Annotated in this window: 12 protein-coding genes; 2 read left to right on the top strand and 10 right to left on the bottom strand. The window is 43.4% G+C overall.

The features are described 5' to 3' along the window. Positions 1-29: 29 nt before the first annotated feature. Positions 30-1,394: an LLM class flavin-dependent oxidoreductase gene (locus tag FTV03_RS02365; protein ID WP_180039776.1), complete on the top strand. Its 1,365-nt coding sequence runs from the start codon at positions 30-32 to the stop codon at positions 1,392-1,394. A 164-nt stretch (positions 1,395-1,558) separates the two neighbouring features. Here FTV03_RS02365 and FTV03_RS02370 read toward each other — a convergent pair whose 3' ends face one another. Next, entirely contained in the window at positions 1,559-2,383 is an 825-nt protein-coding gene (locus FTV03_RS02370; RefSeq protein ID WP_180035131.1) for an ABC transporter ATP-binding protein, read from the bottom strand. 45 nt (positions 2,384-2,428) lie between these two features. Beyond that, a complete protein-coding gene (locus FTV03_RS02375) occupies positions 2,429-2,644 on the bottom strand; it encodes a molybdopterin-binding protein (protein WP_067765474.1) in 216 nt (71 codons plus the stop codon). Between the two features lie 230 nt (positions 2,645-2,874). On the opposite strand from FTV03_RS02375, the gene FTV03_RS02380 reads away from it, so the two are divergent. Next, positions 2,875-3,969, top strand: coding sequence for a sigma-54-dependent Fis family transcriptional regulator (locus tag FTV03_RS02380; protein WP_078194038.1), 1,095 nt, complete (start codon positions 2,875-2,877; stop codon positions 3,967-3,969). Positions 3,970-4,142: 173 nt separating this feature from the next. Here the strand turns inward: FTV03_RS02380 and FTV03_RS02385 are convergent, their stop codons facing one another. The 8 genes from FTV03_RS02385 to FTV03_RS02420 are packed head-to-tail and all read right to left on the bottom strand — an operon-like array spanning position 4,143 to position 12,367. Further along, a complete protein-coding gene (locus FTV03_RS02385; protein WP_180003520.1) occupies positions 4,143-4,973 on the bottom strand; it encodes an ABC transporter permease in 831 nt (276 codons plus the stop codon). A gap of 20 nt (positions 4,974-4,993) precedes the next feature. Continuing rightward, the gene (locus FTV03_RS02390; RefSeq protein WP_078191496.1) at positions 4,994-5,827 is read right to left on the bottom strand and encodes an ABC transporter ATP-binding protein; all 834 of its coding nucleotides are present in this window, start codon (positions 5,825-5,827) and stop codon (positions 4,994-4,996) included. 2 nt (positions 5,828-5,829) lie between these two features. Then, positions 5,830-6,885: an ABC transporter substrate-binding protein gene (locus FTV03_RS02395; protein WP_257220657.1), complete on the bottom strand. Its 1,056-nt coding sequence runs from the start codon at positions 6,883-6,885 to the stop codon at positions 5,830-5,832. A gap of 12 nt (positions 6,886-6,897) precedes the next feature. Beyond that, on the bottom strand, positions 6,898-7,692 hold the full coding sequence (locus FTV03_RS02400) for an ABC transporter permease (protein ID WP_180039779.1): 795 nt from the start codon (positions 7,690-7,692) through the stop codon (positions 6,898-6,900). Continuing rightward, on the bottom strand, positions 7,689-8,537 hold the full coding sequence (locus FTV03_RS02405; RefSeq protein WP_180039781.1) for an ABC transporter permease: 849 nt from the start codon (positions 8,535-8,537) through the stop codon (positions 7,689-7,691). The genes FTV03_RS02400 and FTV03_RS02405 overlap by 4 nt, the downstream gene beginning before the upstream one ends. Continuing rightward, positions 8,534-9,787: an MFS transporter gene (locus FTV03_RS02410; protein WP_180039784.1), complete on the bottom strand. Its 1,254-nt coding sequence runs from the start codon at positions 9,785-9,787 to the stop codon at positions 8,534-8,536. The genes FTV03_RS02405 and FTV03_RS02410 overlap by 4 nt, the downstream gene beginning before the upstream one ends. A 9-nt stretch (positions 9,788-9,796) precedes the next feature. Further along, positions 9,797-10,852, bottom strand: a complete 1,056-nt coding sequence (locus FTV03_RS02415) for an ABC transporter substrate-binding protein (RefSeq protein WP_180039786.1) — start codon at positions 10,850-10,852, stop codon at positions 9,797-9,799. 33 nt (positions 10,853-10,885) lie between these two features. Beyond that, positions 10,886-12,367 carry a carbohydrate porin gene (locus tag FTV03_RS02420; protein WP_180039788.1) on the bottom strand — a complete coding sequence of 494 codons (1,482 nt, stop codon included), beginning with the start codon at positions 12,365-12,367 and terminating at the stop codon, positions 10,886-10,888. Between the last annotated feature and the right edge of the window lie 365 nt (positions 12,368-12,732).

Raw genomic sequence — 12,732 nt, forward strand, 5'->3', positions numbered from 1 at the left:
TTAAGAATAATTGGGATGAGAAATTTTTTATGTCTAAACGTCAAATAAAGCTTGGGGCTTTTATTCCAACCACCTCACAGCATGTCGCGGGTTGGCGCCACCCAGAATCTCGCCCACAAGATCATCTCAATATTGATTATGCAATTGAACTGGCAAAAACCGCAGAACGTGGTCTATTTGATGCCTACTTTCTTGCCGATGGTCTGTCTGTCCGTTGGAGTTCTGCTGTCGAAGGTGAGAAAGGTTTGGGCGATAAAGGCGTCGGCTTTGAACCCGTCACATTGTTTGCAGCCCTGTCTACTGTGACGCAAAATATTGGCTTTATTGCCACAGCGTCCACGACTTATGAAGACCCCTACATTTTGGCGCGAAAATTCGCTTCTTTAGATCATATTTCTAAAGGTCGTGCTGCGTGGAATGTGGTAACGACAGCCTCTGCCGATGCCGCAAAAAACTTTAACATTCAGCAGCACCCTGAACCCAAAGAGCGTTACGAACGTGCCGATGAATTTATTGAGGTGACTCAAAAACTTTGGGACTCATGGGAGGATGATACCTTCCATTACAACAAAGAAACTGGGCAATTTTTTGATGCCCGAAAACAACATCAGCCCAATCATCAGGGCCAATACTATCAGGTACTGGGTGCTCTCAACGTCTCTCGCCCACCGCAAGGCTATCCCGTGATTGTACAAGCGGGACAGTCTGAAGATGGTCGTGAACTGGCCGCCAAATATGCCGAAGTGATTTTTACAGCACAGCAGAACTTAGCAGATGCGCAAGCCTTTTATCGTGATGTCAAAAACCGCTTAGTGAAATATGGCCGCCATGCAGATGACCTGAAAATTATGCCGGGGGTTTCGATTTTTGTTGCCAAGACAGCACAAGAAGCCCAAGAAAAATATGACTTTTTAAATAGTTTAATTCACCCAGAAGTGGGTTTAAGTTTATTGTCTGCTTTGGCAGGTGGCATTAATCTGGCCAAATTTGATCTAGATGCCCCTTTCCCGAAAATAGAAGATGCAGACATTAATTTCTCCAGTCGTCAGCAGATGATGATTGATATTGCCCGGAAGCACAATTTTAGTATTCGTCAGCTCTATCAATATATCGCTTCAGCCCGTGGACATTGGACCTTGATCGGCACGCCTGAACAAGTCGTAGACCAACTGCAGGAATGGTTTGAGAATGACGCTGCCGATGGTTTTAATATCCTACCGCCAACAACACCTGCGGGGTTAAATGACTTTGTCGATCTCATCGTTCCTGAACTGCAACGTCGTGGTCTATTCCGAACGGCTTATGAAGGCAAGACCTTACGAGAAAACTTAGGTTTAAAACGACCTGAAAACCAATATGTTTTAGAAAAAAGACATACCTCCCAAGCCTCATAAACCAACGTTTAATAAAACTGAAAAACAAATGCCTCAACAGGGGCATTTTTATGGACTGATATTGATCCAACTTAAGCGATGATCATACTGACCTATATTTGATAAGCCTAAAAAAAGCCCTGAATTCAGGGCTTTGAAAAGTTTAGGTGATGGTCAATTCAGACTTACCATGCAAATTTATAATCGGCAAATCGGTGAGATAAAGGTTCAAGCAACTGATCTTTTACTGGATCACTAAAGTCAGTCAAAATGTCATTTTTAATATTGATCAGACGGACATCTTCGCGTTTACGCGGATGGGCTAAATGAATATCTACAATACGTTTAATTCGTCCCGGATGTGGCTGCATGACCACTACCCGATCACCCAAAAATACCGCTTCTTCGACATCATGGGTGACAATAATCATGGTGATTTTTTCACTTTGCCATATTCGCTGTAATTCATCCTGTAAATTTTGCCGCGTCAATGCATCGAGTGCGCCAAAGGGTTCATCAAGCAGTAAAATCTGTGGTCGATTCACCAAACTCCGGGCAATCGCCACACGTTGATTCATCCCACCAGACAACTGCGAAGGATAAGCATCTTTAAATTGGGTTAATTTGACCAACTCCAGATGCTCATCAATCAATACATCTTCTTCTGCACGACTAAACTGACTTTTATGCAAGGCAATCCGTACATTTTCTCTTACCGTCAACCATGGAAACAGGCGATGATCTTGAAACACGATACCACGTTCCAAACTCGTGCCCTGTATAGGCTGACCATCAACCAAAATCTGGCCCTGAAACTGACGCTCTAGACCAACCAACAACCGTAATAATGTGGATTTTCCGCAGCCACTACTTCCCACAATACTGATGAACTCACCCGGCTGAATATTCAGGTTAATGTCCTCAAGTACGGTTAAGTCTTCTTGCTTTTGTGTGGGATAATGTTTCGTTAGCTGCTGAATAGAAACCGAACCAGCTTGTTCTACGCTCATATCATTATTCTCTATTTGTGCTGACAAACTTTGCTGGACTAAACCTTAGAGTTTAGCCAGTGACACTTCCGTCGATTTAATTAACACCACTACCTCTGAACCTACTTTTAAGTCTAAATCCTTCACCGAACGCGTCGTGATCACGGACGTAAAAAAGCCCGCTTTGGTTTCCACATCAATTTCTGAAACCACAGGACCCTCTACGATTTCATTAATCACGCCTTTGAATTGGTTTCGCACATTTACTGAAGTAATCGCCATTTTAATTATGCCTTTTGTTATTAAGAGAGCTTTACTATAAAACAGTTCAATCACTTGCTATATCTTGATTTATCCTTTAGTTATCCCGATTTTATTTATCTTAAAATCAGATAAATAATCCACGCATGAATTTATCGGTGAAACTGATATTTAAATATCGAATTATTATTTATCTTTTATTTTTAAATCTTTCATCATGATCTGCATTTTCAACAACTATAAGAAACGATATGTCTATTTTGACCCACCCTGCAGTGCCCTCTGCACTGAAACATAAACGGGCAACAGCAACGGTCTTTGCAGATCCGTTATCGCAAGCGTTGTTGTCTCGAATTGAACAAATTGCACCAAGTGAGGCCAATGCACTCATCATTGGTGATACAGGCACAGGTAAAGAATTGGTTGCACGCCAAATCCACCAATTGAGCCATCGTGCCAAAGGTCCATTTATCGCAGTGAACTGTGGTGCCTTTACCGAGTCATTAGTCGAAAGCGAATTATTTGGACATGAAAAAGGAGCCTTTACAGGGGCAATTAATAGCCGTGTCGGTTGGTTTGAAGCAGCCCATAATGGCACCTTATTTTTAGATGAAATTGGTGACCTGTCCTTGCCTATGCAAGTCAAATTACTCCGTGTTTTACAAGAAAGAGAGATCGTTCGAGTCGGCTCACTCAAATCCATTCCAATTAATGTCCGAATCATAGCCGCAACCAATGTCGATTTAGAGCATGCCGTACAGGACGGGCGTTTCAGGGAAGATTTATTCTACCGCTTACATGTGGCGTTGCTACGCATTCCACGTCTCTCAGAGCGTCGTGGTGACATTTTGCCTTTGGTTAAACACTTCATTCAGGTCTATCAAACCAACCCACATGACACACCATTACGCCTCAGCCCATTGGCGCTCAAGAAACTCCATTTACATAGCTGGCCGGGAAATATTCGCGAATTAGAAAATACCATTCAACATGCGATTTTAGTCAGTGAAAAAGGTGTGATTGAACCAGAAGATATTAGTTTTTCGAGTATTCAAAGTGCATCGTCGTTTTCGCGTGCAGAACCTTTTAACTTACAAAATGCCACCTCTGCTGTAGCCAACATCAAAGATATTCAAGATGCTGGACAGTTACTTGAGCAGACCTTTTTACAAATTTTTCAAGCCGCAAATCAACTTAAGCATGACAATATTAATGAGCTGATTGAAGAAAAATTTATCCGAAGTGCGTATCAGCACTGTCAATACAATCAAGTGCATACGGCTCGTTTGCTTGGAGTGACAAGGAACGTGATTCGCACTCGCCTAATTAAATATGGCTTATTATAAATAAGTCATATTTTTATTTTCTCTACATTAAAATAATAATCCAGAAAAAAACTTCCAATTAAATATTCATCCACATCATTCTTTATTCATTGCATTATTTTAAATATAAAAAATCAGCAATAAAAAACCTCGGTATATCCCGAGGTTTTTATTTAATTTCCATTTCGTCTAGATTATTCCACAGGGTTACGTTTCCATGCTGTAAAGTATTTTTCTAGTCCAATCAAGAAGTAGTTAAAGGATAAACCCACGAGGGTAATGACTAATATGCCCACAAACATTTGTGGAATTTCAAAGCTAAATTGCGAATAAATAATCAGATATCCCAGACCTGCTTTGGCACCAAACATTTCTACTGCCACTAAGGCCAAAATCGAAATCGCCCCTGCCAGACGGATACCGACAAAAATCGTCGGAATCGACGCAGGTAGAATCACTTTTCGGAACAATTGATAGGGTTTTAGGCCCATGGTTCGTGCCGATTTAATCAGTAAAGGATCGACTGTTTGTACGCCTGTAATGGTGTTCAATAAAATCGGCCATGTGCATGCATACACTAACAGACTGATTTTTGAGGTTTCACCAATGCCTAAAAATAAGATGAACAGCGGCATTAATGCTAGTGCTGTGGTATTTCGAAACAGTTCTAACAATGGATTTAAGGTTTCAGCCACGAGCTTGTACCAACCGATGATGAGACCCAAAGGAATAGCGATCGCTAGGGCCAAAATGAAACCAATAATTGAACGCTTTATACTGGCCAAGAAATGGATGCCTAATTGACCGCTTTGATATAGCTGCCATGTGGTTTCCAATACTACAGATAACGGCGGTAAAAAAGCCGGATTGACCACACCACTCCGCGGCAGAATCTCCCACAGCAAGAAAAAAGCTACAATGGCAATGGTGCGTTTAAAGACCGTGTTTAACCAAGTGAATTGTAGTCTGGGTTTAATGTCGTTATACGATTGCGTATAACTGATGGCTTGTTTAGTCGATGACATAAATAAATCCTCTGAATATTTTAGTTATGTGCAAGCTGTTTATGTTTTTCGAGGGCTTGCGCTTTAATCACTTCTTCACTGAGCAATGACCAAATTTTATGGCGAATTCGGCCATATTCAGGCAATGAACGGACATCTTCACTGGAGCTGCGCAGGCTTTGCGGAATTTCAATCACTTCCTTAATTCGCCCCGGTCTTGAGGTCATAATCGCCACGCGCTGACTCAGATAAATTGCTTCATCAATACTGTGAGTAATAAAAACGATGGTTTTTTTCGAGCTTTTCCAGATATTGATCAGCTCGGCTTGTAAGGTTTCTCGGGTTTGCGCATCTAGGGCAGCAAAGGGCTCATCCATTAATAAAATTTCTGGTTCATAAGCCAAACTTCGGGCAATCGCAACCCGCTGCTTCATCCCGCCGGAAAGCTCATTTGGATAATGCTTTTCAAAGCCACTTAAGCCTACAAGCTGCAAATAGTATTCGGCTTTTTCACGGCGTTCTTTTTTTGCTACGCCTTTGGCTTCTAGACCAAATTCAATATTTTCCAGTGCGGTTAACCATGGATAGAGCGCATATTGCTGAAACACAATGCCACGGTCTAAACCCGGTTGAGTAATCTGCTTACCACTCAGTAAAATCTGCCCTGCAGACGGTTTGGTTAAACCCGCAATTAAGTCTAATAATGTAGATTTTCCACAGCCACTTGGCCCCACGATTGAAACAAATTCACCCGGCTGAATATCCAAAGTGACATTTTCTACGGCAACAAATTCAGGCTTATAATTTTTACTGCCGACATGGTTTTGTGCAGGAAATACCTTACGCACGTGATCTAAATGTAATGCACTGGTCATTGTTATATTCCTTTTGATTTTTGGTCTTGCGCATAGGGATTAAATTCATTGCTATAGATGCGACTGACCTCAATTTGATTTGGTTTTAATTTGTGTTCTTTTTCTAAGGCACTCACCCATGGGGCAAAGTCTTGATCTTTTTGCACGCCACCGACTTCGTGGACACCTGTGCCTGTGTAATATGGAATAAGTGCTGTATTTTCATTGCGTTGACGTTTTTCAATAATGCTTTCCATACGGGCAATGATTTGCTCTTTCGGCGTGTTGTGTAGCCATTCCTGAGCTTTGGCCACGCCACTGACAAAAGTACGAGCCAACTCAGGATGCGCTTGAATAAACTCTCCACGCATCGAAAAACTGCCTGCGGTAAAGGGCCCGTATAAATCAATATCTTTAAAGATGCTACGTACACCACCATGTTTTAAGGCCCGTTTTTCCAAAATGCCTGAGAACACCGCAATATCAATTTGACCATTCCGTAGAGCTTGTTCTGAGCTCACTGGTGGCAACATAATCAGCTCAACTTGTCGGATTTCATCGTCAGTTAAGCCATGACGAGCCAAATAGTCTTTCACCACAAAGTCATAATGTGCCCCGTAGGCATTCACTGCGACTTTCTTGCCAATAAAGTCTCGTGGGCCACGTATAGGACTATTTTCTAGCACGTAGAAACCCACGTTTTGTTCAGCATCACTGCCATAAGAAGCCACTACGGGAACGACATCTAGACCCGCGGCAATAACTTTCACCACAGCGCCATTAAAGGCTCCAGCGAAATCAACATCTCCTGCCACCAAGGTGAGTAAATCTTGTGGCCCACCTTGTACTGTGCCGACATAACTGAGTTTAATGTCGCCTAAATAGCCCAAGTCTTGTGCCAACTCAGGCAAAGACACCAGTCCCGGATAGCTTTGATAGCGTAGTTCTTTTAAAGCCATTTGCTGAGGTTCATCCACTTGCTGCGTGCTGCAACCAACCAAGGCTGTGCCACCGACCAAGGCAGCTAAAAATAGGCTACGCCAGAGATGGGGAATGTTATGGATTGTCATTTTTTTCATTGTTATGTTCTCCTATCCAACCTGCTGCCAAGCTAAAACTTTACGCTCAACCCAAGTCAGTACCGTATTGAGCAACACGCCCACAATTCCTATCAGCAACATGCCAAAAATAATCAGTTCGACATCAAAAGCCTGACGCCCTTGAATCACGATATTGCCCAGACCATTGCCATAGTTCGCCAATAAAAATTCAGAGCCAATGGTGGCAAGCCATGCGAAAATCAGCCCAAGTTGTAAACCAACAAAGATCTGTGCCGAAGCGCCAGGCAAAATCAATTTACGAAACGCGTATGTCTTGGGAAATTGGTAGACTTCGGCCACTTCACGATATTTATGCGAAATACTGCTCACGCCTTCAAAGGTATGTAGCGCCACGGGGTAAAACACCGACAAAGTAATAAACAGCACTTTGGCGCCATGTCCCTCACCTAAAAAAGTCGAAATTAGTGGCAACCATGCAAACAGCGAAATTTGACGCAATACATGAAAGCTCGGTGCAAATAACCAATTCGAAAGGCGTGAACTCGCGATCAAGATCCCAAATAACACACCCGCTATCGCACCTATGCCATAGCCAATAAAATTACGTGCCAAACTTTCGGCAAAGCCTGTCAAAAAGCTCGGTTGTTGGAGCACGGTCACAGCTTTTTGCAGCACGAGCCATGGACTAGGAATCAACTTCGGATCGACCCAATTTTGCTGTGAGGCCACTGCCCACAGTGCGATAAATGCCACAGGTAGAACGAGTGCTTTTGCTGCTTTAACTAAGACTTGGCGCGCTGCCCCGTGTAATGAAAGAATGCTCATGAGTTGCCTCCTACTCGGGTTGCGTGAAAGCGTGCCGTTTTTTCTAACCAAGCCAGCAAGGTATCTAAGACATAGCCCGTAATACCAATCATGATGATCGCCATGAAGATCAAGTCCATCTGCATTAGCTGACGTCCCCACACCATGAGATAACCAATTCCTTCACTACTCGCTAATAATTCGACAAAAACCAATGCCAACCACGCCTGCATAATGCCTTGACGTAAACCACTGATCACACTGGGTAGTGCAGCTGGGAAAATCACTTCTTTGAGTTTCTGCCAATTGCTGTATTGGTAAACCTCTGCCACTTCCATCAAACTATTCGGCACATGAGTAATGCCCTTATAGGTTGCAATCAACACCGGTGGTAAAACAGCCAATGAAATAGCGGCAATCTTCAAAGCCTCATCGATGCCTAAGAAAATCATCAATAATGGAATCCAGCCAACTATGGGAAATTGCGCAACAAGATTCACCGTCGGAAAAATAAAGTCCCGACTACGTTTGGCCAATCCCAACACAGTACCAAGCAAAATCCCGACACTGGCACCAAGCAAGACACTCCATAAAATACGTTTGGCACTGATGGCAAAATGAAAACTCAATTCACCGCTTTGCCATAATTCGACTGTGCTTTGCCACACCAGACTCGGTGCAGGTAAAATCTGCTCAGGCAACCACTGTTTAAGTGTTGCCACATACCATAGACCGAACAACAAAACTGGCATCAGGAGTCCACACACCACTTGCAAAGTTAGTTTTAAATAGGTCTTAAAAAAATCCAACGCACTTCGGTCACTTTGCAAGGGAACCGAATGTGCAGATACATCCGTAAGGCTCATAATTCTTGTCCTTTTACGCTCTGTTCTGAGACATCAGGTTTTAAAAATTGAATAAATTCCTGATCTTTGCTGATCAAAATAATCAGACCAATAAACACCAGCCCGATTGGTAAAAATAAATTTTGTAGTCCAACCTGTGCGCCAAATACGGCGCCTATCAAGCCACCCAACAGTCCACCTGAAGGTCCGACGAGGGCTAAAATTGGAGAAATCTTTGCCATCGCGGTTTGCTCACCGACTCGGGCGAAAGACATAAAATTGGCGATATGCAACATACCGAGTCCAAGTCCAAACATGACCGAAGCAGGCCACATCAACAGCGTGATTTTGGTTAAGGCTAAAATCAGTAATGCCGTTGCCATCAGGCTTAGGCCAATCAAATAAAACTTTTGATAACCCATCAGCTCAGCCAAACCGCCCATGCTAAATAGCGATCCCACAAAGACAATGCCTTGTACGGTCAGCAGCATCACTGCCATTGGCTCCGAAAGTGCAAAACTTTGGATAGCAATCACCACAATGAAAAAGCCAAAGTAGTTATTTGCCACGCTGCTCAAAAATTCCAATATGCAAACAATCCGCAGCGAGGCATGGGTTTTGATGAGTGCCAAAGGCGCCACAATATCTCGCCATTGAAAATGCGGGCGATTCGTCGCTTGCGGAGTACTACGTTGAAAGCACCACGGAGCCAACAGCAAGGTGCCTAAAAAAAGCAAAGACACCACATAAAAACTTCCGCCATAGCCGAAATGCTCGACCAACAACACGCTCAATGCAGGCGCAATCAGGAAATATCCCATCATGTGCGAACCGCGAAACCAACCCGCACGGACTGGACCTAAACGTTTTAAGTTGCTCAAAAAAACGGTATTGATCGAAACAAAGCGCATGGGTAAGACAAAACTCACCAAGGCTGTCACCGCAAAGAGGTACCATGCACCAGCTTTCAGTGGCGTTAAGCTATAGACCACAGCGCCCAACACACTGCCGATGCAGAATATTTTCAAAGACCCAAAGCGCTGTACCAACACGCCAATCGGCAATGCCATGATCAAAATGCCAAAATTTTGCGCTGCAGAAATTAGCCCCAATTGCAATTCGGTGGCTTCTAAATGCACGGCATACAAGGAAATTAATACCCGTGCTACGCCTACCCCTAGTCCAGCCAAAATCGTGAGCAGCACAAAACTGCTCATAAATTTGGTGGTTAATGGACTGGCAATCACATTGCTTTCAATCGGACGACTCATGGCTGTGACTTACTTCGGTTGACCTTGAGCATTAAATTGGCGCCAGTAACCCTCTAACTTCAGCTCTTTCAAGGCATTATTTAGATACTTCGGCTCATACCATGTTTTGGTATCCACATCACGACGGATTAAACGAGCGTCTTTGGCAATTTTTAAAGCACTGTCAATTTGTGAACGATGGAATTCATCGAGTAATGGTGTAGTACGGTCTTTTAAATTCCAGCCATCCCACGTTTTTTGATAATCCACCAACGGAATGCCACTTTGTGCCCAAAGTTTATATTGCGCACTATGGTTGGCTTCTTGAGAACTCCACTGCGCCTGTTTAATCAGTGTCGTCACGACACGTTGCACCACCTCTGGATATTGTTTTTCAAAGCTTTCTGTCACCCAAAAGTGCGCAATCGGCGCAACTTTCGGATCTTTAATTTCCAATAATGTTTTCGCCACACCACGTGCTTGCAAACTAAATGGCGAAGTAATCGTGGCATCAATATCTCCCGTCGCTAACGCCGTACGTGCCGAATAGGCATCTTGCGAAATCACTCGTAAATCACGCTCTGTTAAATTGTATTTCGCTAACACACGGTTAAAGACGATCTGACCATTGGTGCCTTTGAAAACGGAGAATTTTTTGCCTTTAAGATCTGCAAAGGATTTGGCATTAGAGCCGGCAGGCACCACCACATAAGTTGGGCCAAAACGCCCTGTCGAGAACAACACTTTGGTTTTTAATCCTGTTGAACGTCCAACCAATGAGGGCAAATCGCCATGCAATGCAAAGTCAACTTTGCCATTAGCTAAAGCTTCGTTAGTTGCAGGTCCAGCCCCGGGGAAGAACAGCCAATTCACCTTAATGCCATCTTTTTTAAATTCTTGTTCGAGCACACCTCGTAAATGTGCTGTAGCTACAAAACTACCGCCCACTTTGGGTTTACCCCCCTCACCCGCGCCTGATACAGAAATACGAATTTCTTTGGGATTGGCAGCATGCAATTGAACACTTAAACCAAGTGCTGAAAGTGCCAAGAATGTAGCTGCGATTTTTTTAGAGATAATTTTCATTTTAAATGTTCCTTAATGGTTTAAATATTTGAATTAAAAGGTGTACTGAACCTGAGCTTGCAGCTCATTGGTGTCTTTTTGATTTGCCGTTTCGACATCAAACAGGTAGTGATTCAGCTGTAATTGGAATTTTGTGGTTTGCGCAAAAAACAGATTTAAGCCCAAAGAGTGAATGTCATATTCACCAATACGACCGCTCGCGGTGTCGAGATAGCTTGCGTTGTTTTTATTCGGGTTATAGCGGTCAAAACGGTAATAGCCTTGGACTGACTTTGGCCAGAAATCATCAAATTTGGCGTTGGATTTAATACTGTTGTAGAACTGATCGCCCAAGGTGTAGAAGGCAGTAAATGTATGCCCTTCCGCTTTGGCTTCTTTGATGTCTTGGGCTATGGTGTCGACATAATCGGTCTTCCCTTGCACATATTCATAAGTCACACCAAATGGGGCGTGGTTATAATAAATATCGAAACCCAAACGATCACGTTTTGCAGCATCGTCAGTGATTCCGCCGGCTGAAATTTTCGATTCGCCTTTGATATAAGAGGCCCCAAACTTCAACTCACGGAAAATGCTGGCGTAGTCCACTGGCAAGGTAAAAGCCACACGACCGATATAATCTTTGCCGTTGTTGTCATCTGCCTTATTACTGGCGTTCCCATTGGTCAACCCTAAGGCATACTCAAATAGCGGCGCACGGTAGTTCGATGCAAAGTCGACAAAAGGTTTGGCATCTCCACGGACGATAAATCCATTTTGACGGTTAAACAGTCCTAGAAAGGTCGAAGCTGCAGCGGTATTAATGGTCGGACGCAAATCTTCAGGAGACTGCACATCTAGACCAAAGGGCAATAACTGCTGACCGAGCGTAAAGTTGAGTTTGGCAGTTTCAGGGCCCGCATTGGTGGCAAAAGCGTTATAGCGAACAAAGGCATCTAGTAAGTTAAAGTTACTGTTATTGGTGCCATCATTGCGTTTGCCATAACCAAAGGACAATTGATAGTCGAGGTTTTTGCCTTCGTTATAATCACGGAATAAATTCCCGCGTACACCGATCAGCGCAGTCCCAATATCAAATGTCGATTTGGTTGAACCCAACACACCCGTTTCATCGAGCGCACTGGCACGTAGTTGAACCGTGCCATACAGGGTTGTGTCACGGGTCGATTTGGTGGTTTGACGTTCATATTGACGTGACTGATCGTACTTATAGTTTTCAATATCTGCACGTAAGCCGTCGATATCTTCGGATGTTGCTGTGGTCACTTCTGCAACCTGCGTTTCACCTTCAACATCAGCGGCGTTGCTCGTATCTTCTGTCGTCACAGTGGCCGTTTCGACGACTTGGCTTTTCGTCGTACCAGATTCCACTGCATTTAAGCGTTTTTGCAAACTCTCAATTTGTTGTTTTAAGCTGCTCAGTTCTTGCTGAAGTGCTTCATCCGAAGCAAAACTCAGCTGACTGGTTGCGGATAAAATCAGTCCGACCGCAACGGTTAATGTGGTTTTTTTCATGATTTGGTTTCACTAACATTTTTCCCAAAGCGCAAAATCCCCCAACCCCATGCAAGGTGCATGAAGTGAATGTACTGCGTGGGTTTTTTAAAAATTAATCTGAGTGGTCGTAGGTTTTATTCAACTTATGCACGACCGAAACTCGAAGACAGCTTTTAGAATTTAAGCGCGCATCATCGCGAGTGTCATAGCACAACAACATGCCTGTTGTAGGACACGAAAAGCAGAAAGATATCGATGCGTAAAAGTACTCATAAATGTTCCATACAGTGGTGAGTTTTGTTCACTCTAATATGGCAACAACTGTGCCAACATCTTAAGTAGTTATTTTTTAAAGTTTTATTATTCAAACCCGATAAATTCTG

The sequence above is a fragment of the Acinetobacter sp. YH12218 genome (assembly GCF_013417925.1).
GTDB lineage: Bacteria > Pseudomonadota > Gammaproteobacteria > Pseudomonadales > Moraxellaceae > Acinetobacter > Acinetobacter amyesii.